Genomic DNA, 15882 nt, shown 5'->3' with positions numbered 1-15882 from the left:
ATCTGGAGCGCGGCGGGAAATGGGTCCGGCAGCAGCGGTTTGTTATGCACCAAGCGAGATGTGGCCTAATACACCAAGCAAAAAACCTGCAACAGCGCCTAATGGAGGCGCCCAGTGATTCTTCAGCCTGGACTGTGGTGCAATGTCTTGAAAAATCATATACAGGATACCACCTGCCGCAAATAACATGATTCCGGAAACAATTTGCGGATAACCTGACAGTACAAAGTAACCAATTGTCCCTGCAACGGGGCCCAACAATGCCATTAGCGTAAACGCACCTATAATTTTCAGCGAGCCATAACCGCTGGAAACTTTGATTTCTCTATATGCGTTAAAACCTTCAGGCAAATTCTGGAGCGCTATTATTCCTGCCAGAAGAAGCCCGGCATCTTTAGAAAAAGTAAAAGTGGCACCCAGTGCTAAGGCCTCCGGTACAAAATCGGACAACATCGCTGTTAGTTGGCTAAACGGTGTGTTGTTTGCAACCAAACGGATATCAAACGCCATGAATACGATGCCTCCGCCAGAGAAACAAGCCGCAACAAGAACCGAAGACAAATTATTCACGCCCTGAGGAACAAGAACCAGCGCGACTGCGGATAAAAGTGCACCACCACCAAAAGCAATAACGCCATGGCGAACTTCGGTTTCTAACCAACGCGGACTGATTCGCTCAACCGAAGCAATCGACGCACCAAGTGGCATGGCACATCCTGCGATTAGGGTTAATAACACGATTTGGGCTAATTCATTCATAACAGTTTACGACGATTTTTAGTGCATAATGTTTCGCTCTGCGGAAATTTTGGCCCGCAGCGGAAAAATTGTCCGACAGAAGCGCCTTGTTAGGCTAGATTTTGGCTTTCAAACGGCTTAATGCAAATTCAATTAGCCCTGAAATTCCTACACCAAATAGAGCGGATAAGAGTAGCATCTCAAGAACACTTCGGTCTTGTCTGTCTTGATCCGTCCACTTAACAATAATTGTTTCTGTGTCGCTGGGAAAGTTATATTTAATATGATCGAAATTGCTATCAACTGTTTGACTGGTAGATTGTGGAAAATGACCATTGGGAGAGAATATATACGGCAATGAGAAGAATACTTTTGATTGCACCTCACTTACTTCTGGCGTGACGTTATGATCTGAGATACGAAACCGCCCTCTAATTGCATAGTTTGCTATGCCCGACCGATCTATTGAATCATCGTAACTAAAAACAATACCGGCTAGAATTGGAGTTTCTTCATAATTGAGGGTCAAGGAATAATTTTCATCTCCATCTTCCTTTATTACGTTATCTAATAGAATCTCTTCGCTAAAGTAATCAGTTAATACAACCCTGCTGGGAGAGTTTTTACCTAAAGCGATAACAACTTTTTCACAATCATGCGATATATATGAATTACCATCCTTTAAGTTAATGGCTACTTGGACTCTACTATCATCGAAACCTTCTTCTGTTGTTACGAAAAATTCAAGATTATCAACATTTTCACACTCTGTACTCACGCTAGCGGTGATAGTCTCAACTTCCGAACTGTATGAAATACCATATCTATCAGAAATTAAAAATGCTGGAATTATTGTCAAGCATACGAATGATACGAAAAGAGCTGGTTTAGCTAAATGTTTAAGTGGTACCTTCATTCTGTTACCTAGATATAATTGACAGCCTAACGCCAAGCACGCTAGCACATATTGCAGGGATCGTTTTTGTGTGAAAATGGAGCAGTGCGACATACACAAAAACGAGCGTAGTAATATGTGTCCGAGTGCAGCTTTTGTTAGGCATTATTGTTTCGCTGTGAGTACTGCTGACTTTGGTGTAGACGTATTATCACCAGGAGTTATTGTTTTGCTGTTTGCGTCTTTTATAACCTGATCTGAATTAGGCCCACCTATTGCTGCACCTGAAATTGATATCACCCTTATAAGTTCAGCTGTTTGAGTATCGGTAAGCCCACCGTTTGCCGATATTTGGCATGTGTAGAACATACCTAAATCAAGAAATGTTGTACGTTCAGTGCTAGTCGTTAAAAGTTGCGCTGTTTCTGTTAAGGAGCTGGTTACTGATACTAAGTCCGCGGAGCTGCCACTAGCTGCGGCTGCTCTAGCTGTTTCAGATAACGCAAGCATAGCCTCTGACACTTTCAAAGAGGTTTTAGCGTCAATTGTTTTGACTGCCAAAGCCCTTTGCATGCAGATTTGCCCAGAATTGTAAGCGACCGCAGCGGACATTTCGGCATTCCAAATTGATAGACTTCCACCCGAATCTTTGACAAAAGCTATCGACGATTTCTTCACCCATGCACCACCGAGTGTTTCACACCCTGAAAGTAATAAAACTAATAATAAAACTGCGAACGCTCTAAACATTTTCAAATCCTCTAAGTTTTACAGAGCATTTACACATGGCCAACAACTGCTCTAGGGTTGATGGCTAAAGAAGCCTAACGCTCGCTTCAGCTGCGCCGAAGCCGGAGTGTTTTGTGTTATTGTTCGAGCCCAGCGAGTAACACAACAACGCGTAGGTTTTGACGACAGTCTGGAAGCGCTTGTTATGAAACATTTACATCTCGGAATCGCCGAATAATTACATGAATGAGAGCTATACCCACCAGATGACTGCTTCCGGTGGAATTTTTGCTTCGCCAATGACGGTGGAAATTCCGTTATCTAAAGCAGACTCTGCGCCTAATATTCTAGCTTTTCCGGCAAGATGGGATTTCACTTTAACAGTCTTGGTAGAACCCTGAGTTCGCTCCTTAAAGATCGCCGCATATCGGACTGCGTCGAAATCTAAACTAGACACGAACTCAGCTAGGCGGTCATGATCGATGGTTCCGTTAGCAAAACCCCAATGCATAGGATGAATTTTGATTTTGCCGTGTGGAACAATAATTCTGTGTGTTCCTGCAAGGTACATAATGACTGCCATCGACTCCACGTTTCCAATGCAATGCGTTGTGACTGGAACGGGTAGGGAGCGTAGAAAATGATAGGCGGCAAATCCGTGATCATTGGCTCCTCCATCACTAGAGATATGGATATGGATTGCGGTGGCTCCACTTCTAACCGCGGATAGCGCTGCATTTTGCAATACTGCTAAGGACTCTGCATTGATGCTTCGCATAAAATGTATGAGATGTAGGCTCATTAGCTAATTCTCTCGTTCTAAATGATTGCACAATTCAGCTTTCATAAAATTTGTATCGTGCGCACGCACGATTAGCAGGTTTCACTGCACGATATGTCAATACAGCATGATCTGAAAAAATCATCCTAACTCCCTGATACTCCGACCAGTCGTTTGCTGGCCGCGCGGAAACGCTCGTTCAGCGTGCCGTCGCATATCTTGATATGTGTGCATGCATGCTATGTCGTCGCAGGTATGTTATCCGTGCAGTCCCGGTATCCAGACACGCTACCGCCCTGCAGGCTCGTCCACATAGGTGCGCCGCCCAGAGTTTTAACTTCGATCAAGGGAGAGGCTGACCTCAATAGAACCAGATCAGAACGCATGAGGCAATACGCCATGGGTCGAATTAGGGCTCAATTGCGTCGATTTTGAGACGTACAACACAGAAACCGTCAGGATTCGATATGCCTGATCAGCGACCGACTAACTTGCCCAGCTGCAACTCCAGCCGGTTGGCCAGTTTCAGGGCGCGCTGATCCTGCAGGGGATAATAGAACCAGGGCTTGGCCAGAGAAGGCTCCCCGTGGTTAGCTTGAAGTGACAGCCATTCTTCCGCAATAGGCAATTGCCCGGCATCGCGGGCACAAAAAGCATTACTTTGCTCATCGCTCATAATACTGAACGGATAAAAACCACAGTGGCGATTGTGTTCGGCCAGCTTCATCGCCAGCGTGCGGCGTTTTCCGCGCCAGGCGGGGGCGCCGGGCAGCCAGGCCACAAAAGGATTGCGTAAGTAACCCATTTGTTCAAAATGCTGCCGTGCTTGTTGTTCGTTGCCGGATTCTCGGGTGGCGAACTGCCAGTTGTGCTGCCGCAACAGCTTTGCCTGGATCATGAACACATCAGAGTACCAGGCGCCGGCACTGCGTTTCTGCCGGTTGATCAGGTACACTTGTTTGTTGCTTTCATAGCTGACATCGTCAGTGCTGACCTTTGCGCCCAGGCTTTTGAGAAAGGCGGGCTGCAGGAAGCCGTGGTGCTGCTGGTTGCTGTCCTGTTGATTGTATAGCGCCAGCCACTGGTCGAGATCGGCGCGGCGCAGGGGGCGCACCAGTTGCATGTCGTCCTGCAGGGTGCAGATCAGGGTGTTGTCGTCGACGGCGGCGCAGGCGCGTTGCATGTTGCCGTACAGGCCGCCGTGTTTGCTGTCGCCGTTGTCGGCAGGCGGTTGCACCACGGCAATGCCGTTATCGGCTTTGACCAGTTCGGCCAGGACTTGCTGTGTGTGGGCATCGCTGCTGTTGTCATCATGGACGGTGACGGCACAGCCGGGCGCGCAGCGCTGAATGCTGTTGATGCAGTGGGCCAGAAACTCGCCGCGGTTGAACGAGAACACCAGAAAGTGCAGCGGCCAGTCGCGGGGCGCGCCTGCCGGGTCACGGGGTTCAGGTGTGTTGAGGTTGTTATCTATGGTCACGGGGTCATGTTCGTTGGCATCGGATTCGGGCATTATAGGCAGTGATCTACGGCAAGCAAAGCAGGGAAGGGGCCATGTCGGTAGCCAGCGAGCTGGATACACTTTATCAGAATCACTCCCGTCGCATACTGGCGACGCTGATCCGGCTACTGGGCGAGTTTGAGCTGGCGGAAGAAGCCATGCATGAGGCTTTTGCTCTGGCGCTGCAGCAGTGGGCGCAGGACGGTGTGCCCGCCAATCCCACCGCCTGGCTGATCAGCACCGGCCGTTTTCGCGCCATTGACCAGATACGGCGTAATCAGACCGCCCGGCGTTATGCACCGCTGCTGGCGGATCAGGAAGAGCCGGAAGACGAAGCCGCTGAGCTTGACTACGATGCTCCCGGCATTGAAGACGACCGTCTGCGTCTGATTTTCACCTGTTGCCATCCTGCCCTGGCGACGGAAACCCAGCTGGCCATGACCCTGCGCGAGATGTGTGGTCTGACCACGGAGCAGGTGGCGCGTGGTCTGCTGCAGCAGCCGTCAACCGTGGCGCAGCGCATTGTGCGTGCCAAACGCAAGATCCGCGATGCCGGTATTCCCTATGAAGTCCCGGATGCCGAGGCGCTGCCCGCACGGCTGAACGCGGTATTGCAGGTGATCTACCTGATGTTCAACGAGGCCTATTCCAGCAGTCAGGGTGATGTGATCGTCAACGTCGACCTGGCGGCGGAAGCCATACGCCTGACCCGTTTGTTGCAAGCGCTATTACAGTCGATGTTGCAGACATTTTCGCAAACAGAGGCGCCCAACCCGTCGCAACGCGCTGACATCACCGGCTTGCTGGCGTTGCTGCTGTTGCAGGATTCCCGCCGGGCTGCGCGGCAGGATGACACCGGTCGCCTGATCACGTTGGAGGAGCAGGATCGTCAGCGCTGGAACCATGCCCAGATAGCCGAGGGTGTGCAATGCCTGAACCGTGCGTTGACGCAGGGGCCAGCAGGTATTTACACATTGCAGGCGGCGATAGCTGCGTTGCATGCGCAGGCCGCCAGTTATCAGGATACCGACTGGCGCCAGATTGTAGGTCTGTATGACGCCCTGTACCGATTGTCGCCCTCGCCGGTCATCGCCCTGAACCGGGCAGTGGCGGTGGCCATGGTTGACGGCCCCGAAGCCGGCCTGCAGCTGGTGGATGAACTGGCCAGCGCCGGTCGGCTGCAGAATTATCATCTGCTGCATGCCGCGCGCGCTGACTTCTATCGCCGCATGGGCAACGGTGCTGCGGCCCGTGACGCTTATGAAAAGGCGCTGGCCCTGACCGAGCAGGCACCGGAACGGGCGTTTTTGCAGGCGCGGCTGGCGGCCCTGACTGGCATCGCAAAAAAAGTTTGATGCCCTGTGTCGATTACCGCCGTGCCTACACGACTACTGCGTACAGAAACTACACAGACTTATAGCAGAGAGCACAATTATGAAAGTAATGATAATGCGCAAGGCCGATACCGACACCGAGAATGGTGTCATGCCCTCAGACGACATGTTGCAGGCGATGGCCGATTACAATGAACAGATGTTGAACGCTGGCATTCTGATTGACGGCACCGGTCTGAAACCCACTTCAACCGGCGCACGAGTGCAATTTAAAGACGGTGAGCCTACGGTGATTGATGGGCCTTTCGCGGAAACCAGGGAACTGCTGGCCGGGTTTACCATGATCAACGTGGCGTCAATGGATGAGGCCATTACCTGGGCCAAAAAGTGGCCGCGCATGGACAGCGACGGCAACGTGACCCTGGAACTGCGTGTGCTGTTCGAGATGGAAGATTTTGTTGAAGGCGAGGGCATCGAAAAACACAAACGCGCGCAGCGGCGTCTGGCGCGTCAGCCCACCAGCATCTCCACGCATTTATCGTTTAATGGTGATTGCCGCGAAGCCATGGCGTTTTATGCCGAGGTGTTGTCAGGTGAGGTCACCTTCATGCTGGCCTATGCCGATTCACCGATGAAAGATCAGGTCGACGCTGCTCTGCAGGACAAAATCCTGCATGCCACGGTGAATCTGGGTGGCCGTCTGCTGATGGGCGCCGATGCACCGCCGGGCATGTATGAAAAACCCGCAGGTGCTTCGGTGCAACTGCACTATGATGATGTCGCCATTGCCAGACAGGTGTTTGATGACCTGGCGGCCGGTGGCTCAGCCACCATGCCCTTTGCCGAAACCTTCTGGGCCAAAGGCTTTGGCATGCTGACAGACAAATACGGCATTCACTGGATGATCAACGCGGGCAGCCCCGATGCATGATCGGAAAATTCCAAGGAACATAAAGAAGAAACATGAAGAAGGAGCATTAAAATGAAATACCTGGCACTGGTGTATTATCAGGAAAGCATCATTAACGCCATGAGTGAGCAGGAATGGCAGGATCTGAATCAGGAGTGCATACGTTGTGTGGAAAAACTCAGCGGCACGGGCAATTATCTTGCCGGCCAGGCGCTGCACCCGGTCGAATCCGCCACCACCCTGCGCGTACGTAATGGCGAGACGCTGGTGTCCGATGGTCCCTTCGCGGAAACAAAGGAGCAGCTGGCCGGGTTCTATCTGCTCGACGCGCGCGACCTGAACGAGGCTATCCAACTGGCGGGCAATATTCCGCCGGCACGGTTGGGCAGCATTGAGCTGCGGCCGATCCGGGAACTGCCGCCGAAAGTATAACAACGGCAGTGACCACTGGCACTGGTAACAGAATCAGCGATGCCTCATGCTTTTTTGTTTTACCAATCAGGACAGATTTTGACCTGATTGTCGCGTAAGCTTGCCCGACTGTCAGTCAAGGAGAAAAACAATGACCGAAGCACCCATCATCAGCGTCAAAGGTCTGAGCAAGGTGTACCCCTCAGGTTTCCGGGCGCTGGACAACGTCGACCTGAGCATCAAGCGCGGCGAGATTTTTGCGTTGCTCGGCCCCAATGGCGCCGGCAAGACCACGCTGATTAGCATCCTGTGTGGCCTGGTCAATCCGGGCGAGGGTGAGCTGAAAGTTGATGGCCTGGATATCATTCGTGACTATCGGCCGGTGCGCAAGAAAATAGGCCTGGTACCGCAGGAGTTGGCGGTCAGTATGTTTGAGTCGGTCTGGGACACGGTAACCCTGACGCGGGGTCTGTATGGCCGCAAGCCTGACAACGCCTATCTGGAGAAGCTGCTGCGCAGCCTCAGTCTGTGGGACAAAAAAGACAGCAAGATCATGGCACTGTCCGGTGGCATGAAGCGTCGGGTGCTGATTGCCAAGGCGTTGTCGCATCAGCCGCAGATCCTGTTTCTGGATGAGCCCACGGCGGGGGTGGATGTTGAGCTGCGCCGTGACATGTGGCAGATGATTCGCCAGCTGCGCGAGGAGGGTGTCACCATCATTCTGACCACGCACTATATCGAGGAAGCCGAAGATATGGCTGACCGTATTGGTGTCATCAACAAGGGTCAGATTGTGCTGGTGGAAGAAAAGGCCGAGCTGATGAAAAAACTGGGAAAACGCGAGATGGTGATGGAGTTGCCGGAGCCACTGTCAGCACTGCCGAGCGGACTGAGCATCGATGGGCTGGTGCTCAGCGATGATGGCAGCAAGCTGGTGTATACCTATGATACCCGCAGCGACTACGGCGAGATTGGTCGGGTGGTGCGTACGCTGTATGACCACGGCATTGAGTTCCGCGACCTGCAGACCTCACAAAGTTCACTGGAAGAGATATTTGTCAGTCTGGTGTCAAGCGATGATGCCCGGGCACGCACTGCAGGAGCCACATCATGAATTTCCAGGCCATCAAAGCAATTTACAAGTTTGAGATGAAGCGTACTTTTCGTACTGCATTTCAGAGCATTGCCTCGCCGGTACTGACCACCTCGCTGTATTTCATTGTGTTCGGGTCCGCCATAGGTTCGCGCATGACAGCGATCGACGGCATCAGTTATGCGGCGTTTATTGTGCCGGGTCTGATTCTTTTGACAGTGCTGGTGGAGAGTGTCAACAATTCGGCATTTGGCATTTACATGCCCAAGTTTACCGGCACCATCTATGAAGTGCTGGCAGCGCCGATTTCGGCCTTTGAGATTGTGCTGGGTTATGTGGGTGCGGCCGCTACCAAGTCGGTGATGCTGGGCTTGATCATTCTGCTGACGGCGCGCTTCTTTGTTGATTTCACGGTGATGTATCCGCTGTGGATGCTGGCTTTTCTGGTGCTGATTTCTGTCACTTTCTGTCTGTTCGGGTTTATCCTGGGCGTGTGGGCCGATGGCTTTGAGCGTCTGCAGATTGTACCGATGATGGTGGTGATGCCGCTGACCTTTCTGGGTGGCAGCTTTTATTCCATCAGCATGCTGCCGCCGCTGTGGCAGACCATCACGCTGTTCAACCCGGTGGTGTATCTGGTGAGTGGTTTCCGCTGGGCGTTTTATGGCGTGTCGGATGTCAACGCGGGCTTCAGCCTTGGTATGATCTTCCTGTTTATGCTGATATGCCTGGGCATTATCTGGTGGATCTTCCGCACCGGTTACAAGATCAAGGTGTAAGCCGTCTTATTGCAGCCGGGCGGTTAACTTCAGGCGCCCAGCAACCAGAACCACAGGGGCAGGGTGACAAAGCTGCACAGCAGTCCTACCCCGACCAGCGCGGCAACAAAGCGGGGTGCCAGTGACGCCCCGATGGCCACAGCGCCGGCAGTGATCATCGGCGGCATCGCGGCCTGAAGCACTACCACCTGCGCCAACAGCAGATGTGGTTGCAACAGCGCCAGCAAACCCAGTGCGATTGCCGGCATCAGCAACAGTTTAAAACCCAGCGCCAGCATCAGCGGCGTGGTCTGCCCGGTTTCCAGTTTCAGGCGCAACTGGAAACCCACCGCAATCATCACCACCGGCACCAGCGTCGCCGCCAGCGAATCCAGTAACAGTTCCATAAACGGTGGGTAGCTCGTGCCTTTTAGGGCCAGACCCAGTAGCAGCGCGATAAAGGCGGGGAATAAAAGGATCTTGCGCAGTATCTGCGAGGCACTGGGTCGGGCGTCGGACGCGGGATTAAACCAGGCAGCAACAATCGCAGCGTAAGTGACCAGCGCCAGAAACGATCCGGCCTGATCGTAGATGATGGCAAAGGGCAGTCCGGTGTCGCCATAAAACGCTTCCACCATGGGATAACCCAGAAACGAGGTATTGCCCAGTGGCAGCACCACCATGAGCGCGCCCACCACATTGCGATCCCAGTGCAACAGTCGGCCAGCCAGCAGCACGGCACCGGCAGTGAGCAGCAGCAGTAACCAGGGCATCACGGCTGGAATCCACAGCTGGCTGGAGAATGTCAGCAGCGGCATTTTCTGCAGCACCAGTGCTGGCAGCGCCACAAACAGCACATATTGATTCAGCACCGTGCCGGTGTCGACGGGAAACTGCCGGATCCGGCGCAGCAGCGTACCGATGATCAGGTAAATCAGAATCAGTGCAAAGTTTTCCATATCAGCTTCCGGCCGCATCAAGCAGGCGCTGGGCCTGCTCGCGTAACGCCTGTTTCAGTTCCGGTGGGCCCTGCACTGTAAAGGGGAATGAGGCGTGCGACAACCACCAGGCGAACCATTGATAACTGTCGGTGTGAGTGGTCAGCAGCAGACCATCGTCCTGTTGCTGAAACAGGTCTGTCATGGCGGGATGACAACCAAACAGTCGGGCGGCGGTGTCGGCATCGGTGTGCAGCAACACGGACACCGGCAACGCGCGTGGCATCTGGCTGAGGCTGCGACTCAGGTGTTCGGCGGCGTCAAAGTCGCGGGGCCGGGTAAAACGCCGCGTCAGCATTTTCACCGAGGTGATCCGGTCCAGCCGGAATGAGCGCAGTTCGTTGCGCAGATGGCAGTGGCCACTGACATACCAGCGACCGCGGCGAAACACCAGGCCGTAGGGGTCGATGCTGCGCGGCATGATGTTCTGGTCCGGGCTCTGATAAACAAAATCGATACCCTGTTCTGACTGAATCGCCGTGGTCAGTGTCAGCAGAGTGCGATGGTCATAGCTGGGTTCCACTTTCGGCAGAATCAGTTTGGTGGTATCGCTGACAGCACGCACCCGGCGTTTCAGGTTAGCTGGCATCACCCGTTCCAGTTTTGCCTGTACACTGGCAATGGCAGGAGTGGATTCGGCCAGCCCCAGTTGTTGCGCTGCCAGCAATCCCAGCGACACAGCCAGCGTTTCTTCATCGGTGAACATCAGCGGCGGCAGTTTAAAACCGGCCACCAGCCTGTAGCCACCATAACGTCCCTGCTCGGTGGTCACCGGAATGCCAAGTTCTTCGAGTACCCTGATGTAACGCCGGATAGTGCGCCGGTCGACATCCAGGCGCTCCGCCAGCTCGCCGCCGCTGAGCAGGCCATGGGTCTGCAGCAGTTCCAGCAGTGCGAGAACGCGAGTGGTGGGACCTGACATAAGAGATGCTCCGGCGCATTTCAGAGAATTTTGATCATCGCAAATTATAAGGGCGTAATCTGTCCTAATTAAACTTTATTATGCCATTCGTTCGTTAACTAATCACACAACAAGGACAAAAATCATGGCTGATCTGACGTTTTATACCCATCCCCATTCTCGTGGTCGCATTGTGCGCTGGATGCTGGAAGAACTGGGCGTGCCCTATGATGTGAAACTGCTGGAATACGGCGCCAGCATGAAAGCGCCGGAATACCTCGCTATCAACCCCATGGGGAAAGTGCCGGCGATCAAACATGGCGACACCGTGGTCACCGAAGTGTCGGCGATCTGTGCCTATCTGGCCGATCAGTTTCCGGAGAAAAAGCTGGCACCGCCTTCCGGCAGCAAACTGCGCGGTACCTACTATCGCTGGCTGTTTTTTGTTGCCGGGCCGCTGGAGATGGCGGCCACCTGCAAAGCCTTTGGCTGGGACATTAGCGATGAAAGCGCGGTGTCCGTGGGTTGTGGCCATTATCAGGATGCGATTGACGCCATGGTCCTGGCGCTGGCAAACGGTCCGTACATTTGTGGTGAACAATTTACCGCGGCTGATGTGCTCGCCGGCAGCTTTATTGGCTGGGGCATCATGCAGAAAACACTGGAACCCCTGCCGGCCTTCACTGAATACCTGGCACGGGTGGACGGGCGCGAGGCGGCCAAACGTGCCAATGAGCTGGACGATGCGCTGATAAAACAGGACTGAAACCAGCTAGGGCTGATCAAAAAAAAGGCCGGTTCCATGGAACCGGCCTTTTAACAATGTAACCTGTACGCGATCAGGTTTTAATCAGGGCGTAATCAGATATTTCTCACCCGTGGCCTGCTTTGAGTAAGCCTTGATGGCATCTTCAGACAGCACTTCCGCCATGCTCAGACGCTTGTCGTAGTGGCTGGCAAACGTGGTATCGATCTCGTCCACCACACGCTGGCGCAACTGCTGCACTTTTTCCTGACCCAGGCCCTGCAGGAACGGCGTCAGCAACCAGCCACCGACGCTCCAGATCATGCCGTAGGAACGTTTCAGCACCGTGGGGCTGCGATCCAGACCACCGTAGATGTAAACCTGTTTGTGCACCGAAGAGCCGTAACGGCTGTACTCTTTGGCGTTCAGGTTGGCAGCAGTTTCCATGCCGGCGAGAATCTGACTGGCCAGCTCACCACCGCCGATGGCGTCAAAGGCCAGCGTTGCGCCAGTGGCTGACAGTGCCTTCACCAGTTGCTCCATGAAGTCGTCGTCGCTGGAATTGCAGATATGTTCCGCGGCCAGGTCTTTCAGGATTTTTACCTGCTCGGCCTTGCGCACAATGGTGACCAGCGGCACGTTGTCGGCCTGACAGATCTTCACCAGCATCTGGCCCAGGTTGGACGCGGCAGCGGTATGTACCAGCCCGGTGTGGCCTTCCTTGCGCATGGTTTCCACCATGCTCAGTGAGGTCAGCGGGTTGACGAAACAGGACGCAGCCTGCTCGGCGGTCGTACCCGAGTTCATGACCAGGCAGGCGGCGGCTGGTTTCACCACGTATTCGCTGTACATGGCGCCACCGGCAATACCCACAATCTTGCCTATCAGGTGCTCGGCACCGCTGCCGGCAGCGACCACTTCTCCGGCGCCTTCATTGCCCACCGGCATGGACTCGTCCAGGCGCGCAGCCAGCGCCGGCAACATGGCTTTGGGTACATCCATGGTGACCACCGGGTCATCGGCGCTGCCGGATACCTGCAGGCTGCTGACATCGGCCGGGCCAATGAGCAGGCCCAGGTCGGATGGGTTGATCGGTGTGGCCTGCACACGGATCACCACCTCATTGGCCTTGGGTTCGGGCACAGAGGTGGTTTCCAGGTTGAGGCGTAATTTGCCTTCGGCAGTAATGGTGGAGCGGATCTGGCGGGATTGTTGTGCAGTCATGGCATCCTCGGTCTGATTTGTTTAGGCCGTTACCTTAACATCAATCAGTGCGCGCAAGGAGGGTGGTCTGCAGGATGACGTCCGAAAAGGGCCAGCCACGCCGGTGCAGGGGTGCTATTCTGCTGGTCATGAATCTTGCAACCGAGCATTGTTACCCCATCGTTCAGGCACGCGACGCGCGCTTTGACGGCCTGTTTTTTGTTGGTGTGTCTTCCACCGGCGTCTACTGCCGTCCGGTGTGCACAGTGCGCACACCGGGCCGGCAGCGTTGTACCTTCTATGCCAATGCGGCCAGTGCTGAAGCCGCCGGCTATCGGCCCTGTCTGCGCTGCCGCCCGGAGCTGGCGCCGGGGCGGGCCCCCATAGACAGTGTCAGGCAAAGCGCCGGTCTTTTATTTGATGCGATTCAGGCCGGGGCGCTTGCCACCGGGAATGTGGAAGATCTGGCAGCGGATTTTGGTCTAAGCTCCCGCCAGTTGCGCCGCATTGTAAGCACCGAGTATGGCGTCACGCCGCTGGCGCTTGAGCGTACGCGCCGGCTGCTGCTGGCCAAACAATTGTTGACGGACTCGCCTTTGCGCATTGTCGATGTTGCCTTCGCCTGCGGTTTTGCCAGCGTGCGCCAGTTTAATCGCATTTTTGCGCAACACTACCGGCTCAACCCACACACATTGCGGCGCAACAAAGGTGTCCAGTCGGGTGACAGTGTCCCCATCAAGCTGGGTTTTCGCGGCCCGTTGGCCTGGGATGCACTGGCCGGGTTTCTGGCCGGACGTGGCAGTGGCCGCACGGAGATGTTGCAGAGTCGGCAATATGTTCGCACGGTGGCGATCGATGAGCATGAGGGCTGGATTGCGGCACAACCGGACACCGGTTCCGTACTTAAAGTCGAGGTATCGCTGTCGTTGTTGCCGGTATTGCCGCAGCTGCAGATTCGGCTGCGACGACTGTTCGATCTCGATGCCAGCCCCCTGATCATTGATCAGCAGCTTGGTAGCAACCCGCGTCTACGTGACATGGTATTGCGCACACCGGGTTTGCGAGTGCCGGGTGCCATGGACGGCTTTGAATTGGCATTGCGCGCCATTGTCGGCCAGCAGGTCAGTGTGAAATCGGCGACCACGGTTTTTGCACGTTTTGTTGAATGTTTTGGTCGTAGCATGGTCACCCCGTTTCCGCAGCTGGATCGACTGGCGCCAACGGCGGAGGCAGTCGCCAGGGCCGATCTGTCACAACTGATTGCACTGGGACTGACCGGCAAACGTGCTGCCACCGTGCTGGCACTGGCCCGGGCTGTGGCAGAAAAAGAAATACTACTTGCCCCCTCGGCTGACTCTGAACAGGTGCGGGCCAGGTTGCTGGCGCTGCCCGGTATCGGTCCGTGGACCACAGAATATATTGCCATGCGTGCGCTGGGTGATCCCGATGCGTTTCCGGCCTCGGATCTGGCACTGATGAAAATCATGGGGACGGACAAACCCAAAGTATTGCAGGCCGAAGCAGAAGCATGGCGGCCATGGCGTGCTTATGCCGCAATCCATGTGTGGCACTCGCTGAGTGCTGGTGGCTGAGAGATTGTTGCGATTAAAGAACTAAGGAGCCAGGTGGCATGATAAGAAACAGCTATTACAGTGAGGTCGATTCTCCGCTGGGCGTGTTGACCCTGACCGGCAATGGCGACGCATTGACCGGTCTGTACATGACAGCGCAAAAGCATCGACCGGCGTTGCCGGCTCGCAGTGTGCGGGATGACAAACGCTTTGTGCAAGTACGCGAACAACTGGCGGCTTATTTTGCCGGGGAACTGCAATGCTTTGATGTGCCACTGGCAGGGAAGGGCACCGACTTTCAGCAACAAGTCTGGCAGGCCCTGTGCGATATCCCGTTTGGCGTCACCGAGAGTTATGGCGCGCTGGCAATGCGTCTGGGCAAACCCTCGGCACCTCGAGCCGTTGGTATGGCCAACGGTCGCAACCCGATTGGCATCATTGTACCCTGCCATCGGGTGTTGGGCGCCAGTGGTGCGCTCACGGGTTATGGTGGTGGTATCGCGCGCAAACAGTGGTTGCTGGCGCACGAGCAGCGGCTCTGTAAATAGTTCTAATACGGCAGGCCTGACTGCTTAGTCAGAGAGATAGTATTCCACCGACACCACCACGCGCACATTCTTGATATGGGGGTTATTGCGATCGCGGTCGCTGATGCTGAACTGGCCCTGCGATGCATTTCTGATCTTGCCCAGCGCGCTGTTGGAATCATCGGCAAATTTGATAGCGGCCGCACGTGCTTCCCGGGTGGCTTCTTCAATCATTGCCGGTTTGATGTCATTCAGGCGTGTGAACAGATATTCCGGTTGCAAGCGATACTCCGCACCCGAGAATACAATGCCTTCGCGTCCCAGATCAGACAGTGAGCTCATCAGCCCGCGCACCAGATCAATCTCGGGTGAGTATACCGTTAACGCCTGCGTGGCGGTATAACGAAACTCGGCACGGGAACCGTCGCCGTAGGATTGTGCCAACCGGTCCGTGATGGCGGGTGGCGCCAGGCTGATCGCATCGTCGGGCAGGCCATTGCTTTGCAGAAAATTACGGATGCTGGCGTTGTTTTCGTCCAGCGTGGCATACAGTGCGCTCAAATCATTGTCAGCGGCTGTGTACTGGATCGGCCAGATCACGATGTCAGCAGTATGCTCCTGCTCGGCCAGGCCTTTAACGGTGACGGTGCGTTCGTATTCCTTCACGGTAACAGCAAAACTGCCCAGCAGGTAACCCAGGCTGCTGAGGCCCACGATCAGGGACAGGCCGAGCGTTAAACCCAGCGCAATGGCGCTGGTACGGGAGATATTTTTCACAGCCGTTCCT

The 15882-nt window shown here is 54.7% G+C and carries 17 protein-coding genes; 8 read left to right on the top strand and 9 right to left on the bottom strand.

Translation table 11 applies throughout. The features are described 5' to 3' along the window. Positions 1-42 precede the first annotated feature (42 nt). The 5 genes from PHACT_RS08375 to PHACT_RS08365 form a co-directional block, all read right to left on the bottom strand. Positions 43-759: a ZIP family metal transporter gene (locus tag PHACT_RS08375; protein WP_070116795.1), complete on the bottom strand. Its 717-nt coding sequence runs from the start codon at positions 757-759 to the stop codon at positions 43-45. 94 nt (positions 760-853) lie between these two features. Then, positions 854-1654 carry a hypothetical protein gene (locus PHACT_RS16205; RefSeq protein ID WP_139141484.1) on the bottom strand — a complete coding sequence of 267 codons (801 nt, stop codon included), beginning with the start codon at positions 1652-1654 and terminating at the stop codon, positions 854-856. A gap of 144 nt (positions 1655-1798) precedes the next feature. Continuing rightward, positions 1799-2383, bottom strand: a complete 585-nt coding sequence (locus PHACT_RS16200; protein ID WP_139141483.1) for a hypothetical protein — start codon at positions 2381-2383, stop codon at positions 1799-1801. Positions 2384-2615: 232 nt separating this feature from the next. After that, the gene (locus PHACT_RS08370) at positions 2616-3164 is read right to left on the bottom strand and encodes an ATP-dependent Clp protease proteolytic subunit (protein WP_070116793.1); all 549 of its coding nucleotides are present in this window, start codon (positions 3162-3164) and stop codon (positions 2616-2618) included. Positions 3165-3618: 454 nt separating this feature from the next. Continuing rightward, positions 3619-4656, bottom strand: coding sequence for a glycosyltransferase family protein (locus PHACT_RS08365; protein WP_070116792.1), 1038 nt, complete (start codon positions 4654-4656; stop codon positions 3619-3621). A 41-nt stretch (positions 4657-4697) separates the two neighbouring features. On the opposite strand from PHACT_RS08365, the gene PHACT_RS08360 reads away from it, so the two are divergent. The 5 genes from PHACT_RS08360 to PHACT_RS08340 all read left to right on the top strand — a co-directional run bounded on the left by PHACT_RS08360 (position 4698) and on the right by PHACT_RS08340 (position 9171). After that, the gene (locus PHACT_RS08360; protein WP_070116789.1) at positions 4698-5999 is read left to right on the top strand and encodes an RNA polymerase sigma factor; all 1302 of its coding nucleotides are present in this window, start codon (positions 4698-4700) and stop codon (positions 5997-5999) included. A gap of 79 nt (positions 6000-6078) precedes the next feature. After that, positions 6079-6909, top strand: coding sequence for a YciI family protein (locus PHACT_RS08355; protein ID WP_070116785.1), 831 nt, complete (start codon positions 6079-6081; stop codon positions 6907-6909). Between the two features lie 51 nt (positions 6910-6960). Then, a complete protein-coding gene (locus PHACT_RS08350) occupies positions 6961-7320 on the top strand; it encodes a YciI family protein (protein WP_070116781.1) in 360 nt (119 codons plus the stop codon). 130 nt (positions 7321-7450) lie between these two features. Further along, positions 7451-8413: an ABC transporter ATP-binding protein gene (locus PHACT_RS08345; protein ID WP_070116778.1), complete on the top strand. Its 963-nt coding sequence runs from the start codon at positions 7451-7453 to the stop codon at positions 8411-8413. Next, positions 8410-9171 (top strand): ABC transporter permease, encoded by a 762-nt coding sequence (locus PHACT_RS08340; protein ID WP_070116775.1) that lies wholly within the window; start codon positions 8410-8412, stop codon positions 9169-9171. Before PHACT_RS08345 ends, PHACT_RS08340 begins: the two co-directional genes overlap by 4 nt. Positions 9172-9200: 29 nt before the next feature. Here PHACT_RS08340 and PHACT_RS08335 read toward each other — a convergent pair whose 3' ends face one another. Together PHACT_RS08335 and PHACT_RS08330 are read right to left on the bottom strand one after the other, a co-directional pair. Beyond that, the gene (locus PHACT_RS08335) at positions 9201-10109 is read right to left on the bottom strand and encodes an AEC family transporter (protein ID WP_070116770.1); all 909 of its coding nucleotides are present in this window, start codon (positions 10107-10109) and stop codon (positions 9201-9203) included. Between the two features lies 1 nt (position 10110). Then, positions 10111-11070, bottom strand: a complete 960-nt coding sequence (locus tag PHACT_RS08330) for a helix-turn-helix transcriptional regulator (protein WP_070116766.1) — start codon at positions 11068-11070, stop codon at positions 10111-10113. Positions 11071-11194: 124 nt separating this feature from the next. Here PHACT_RS08330 and PHACT_RS08325 point away from each other — a divergent pair, with 124 nt between their 5' ends. After that, entirely contained in the window at positions 11195-11815 is a 621-nt protein-coding gene (locus tag PHACT_RS08325) for a glutathione S-transferase family protein (RefSeq protein ID WP_070116762.1), read from the top strand. 84 nt (positions 11816-11899) lie between these two features. Here the strand turns inward: PHACT_RS08325 and PHACT_RS08320 are convergent, their stop codons facing one another. Further along, complete coding sequence (locus PHACT_RS08320) at positions 11900-13018, bottom strand: zinc-binding dehydrogenase (RefSeq protein ID WP_070116759.1); 1119 nt, start codon at positions 13016-13018, stop codon at positions 11900-11902. 74 nt (positions 13019-13092) lie between these two features. Between PHACT_RS08320 and PHACT_RS08315 the strand changes: the two genes are divergently transcribed. Beyond that, complete coding sequence (locus tag PHACT_RS08315) at positions 13093-14589, top strand: DNA-3-methyladenine glycosylase 2 family protein (RefSeq protein ID WP_245730651.1); 1497 nt, start codon at positions 13093-13095, stop codon at positions 14587-14589. A 38-nt stretch (positions 14590-14627) separates the two neighbouring features. Beyond that, positions 14628-15116, top strand: a complete 489-nt coding sequence (locus PHACT_RS08310) for a methylated-DNA--[protein]-cysteine S-methyltransferase (protein ID WP_070116755.1) — start codon at positions 14628-14630, stop codon at positions 15114-15116. Between the two features lie 24 nt (positions 15117-15140). Here the strand turns inward: PHACT_RS08310 and PHACT_RS08305 are convergent, their stop codons facing one another. Further along, on the bottom strand, positions 15141-15872 hold the full coding sequence (locus tag PHACT_RS08305) for an SIMPL domain-containing protein (RefSeq protein WP_070116751.1): 732 nt from the start codon (positions 15870-15872) through the stop codon (positions 15141-15143). Between the last annotated feature and the right edge of the window lie 10 nt (positions 15873-15882).

This window comes from Pseudohongiella acticola (assembly GCF_001758195.1).
In the GTDB taxonomy this organism is placed as follows: domain Bacteria; phylum Pseudomonadota; class Gammaproteobacteria; order Pseudomonadales; family Pseudohongiellaceae; genus Pseudohongiella; species Pseudohongiella acticola.
Note: the sequence above shows the minus strand (reverse complement) of the source record. Positions and strands in the feature narration are given on the sequence as shown.

Excerpts from the sequence above, each read along its gene's own strand:
- PHACT_RS08375 (WP_070116795.1), bottom strand. The coding sequence starts at position 759 with ATGAATGAATTAGCCCAAATCGTGTTATTAACCCTAATCGCAGGATGT.
- PHACT_RS16205 (WP_139141484.1), bottom strand. The coding sequence starts at position 1,654 with ATGAAGGTACCACTTAAACATTTAGCTAAACCAGCTCTTTTCGTATCA.
- PHACT_RS16200 (WP_139141483.1), bottom strand. The coding sequence starts at position 2,383 with ATGTTTAGAGCGTTCGCAGTTTTATTATTAGTTTTATTACTTTCAGGG.
- PHACT_RS08370 (WP_070116793.1), bottom strand. The coding sequence starts at position 3,164 with ATGAGCCTACATCTCATACATTTTATGCGAAGCATCAATGCAGAGTCC.
- PHACT_RS08365 (WP_070116792.1), bottom strand. The coding sequence starts at position 4,656 with ATGCCCGAATCCGATGCCAACGAACATGACCCCGTGACCATAGATAAC.
- PHACT_RS08360 (WP_070116789.1), top strand. The coding sequence starts at position 4,698 with ATGTCGGTAGCCAGCGAGCTGGATACACTTTATCAGAATCACTCCCGT.
- PHACT_RS08355 (WP_070116785.1), top strand. The coding sequence starts at position 6,079 with ATGAAAGTAATGATAATGCGCAAGGCCGATACCGACACCGAGAATGGT.
- PHACT_RS08350 (WP_070116781.1), top strand. The coding sequence starts at position 6,961 with ATGAAATACCTGGCACTGGTGTATTATCAGGAAAGCATCATTAACGCC.
- PHACT_RS08345 (WP_070116778.1), top strand. The coding sequence starts at position 7,451 with ATGACCGAAGCACCCATCATCAGCGTCAAAGGTCTGAGCAAGGTGTAC.
- PHACT_RS08340 (WP_070116775.1), top strand. The coding sequence starts at position 8,410 with ATGAATTTCCAGGCCATCAAAGCAATTTACAAGTTTGAGATGAAGCGT.
- PHACT_RS08335 (WP_070116770.1), bottom strand. The coding sequence starts at position 10,109 with ATGGAAAACTTTGCACTGATTCTGATTTACCTGATCATCGGTACGCTG.
- PHACT_RS08330 (WP_070116766.1), bottom strand. The coding sequence starts at position 11,070 with ATGTCAGGTCCCACCACTCGCGTTCTCGCACTGCTGGAACTGCTGCAG.
- PHACT_RS08325 (WP_070116762.1), top strand. The coding sequence starts at position 11,195 with ATGGCTGATCTGACGTTTTATACCCATCCCCATTCTCGTGGTCGCATT.
- PHACT_RS08320 (WP_070116759.1), bottom strand. The coding sequence starts at position 13,018 with ATGACTGCACAACAATCCCGCCAGATCCGCTCCACCATTACTGCCGAA.
- PHACT_RS08315 (WP_245730651.1), top strand. The coding sequence starts at position 13,093 with ATGACGTCCGAAAAGGGCCAGCCACGCCGGTGCAGGGGTGCTATTCTG.
- PHACT_RS08310 (WP_070116755.1), top strand. The coding sequence starts at position 14,628 with ATGATAAGAAACAGCTATTACAGTGAGGTCGATTCTCCGCTGGGCGTG.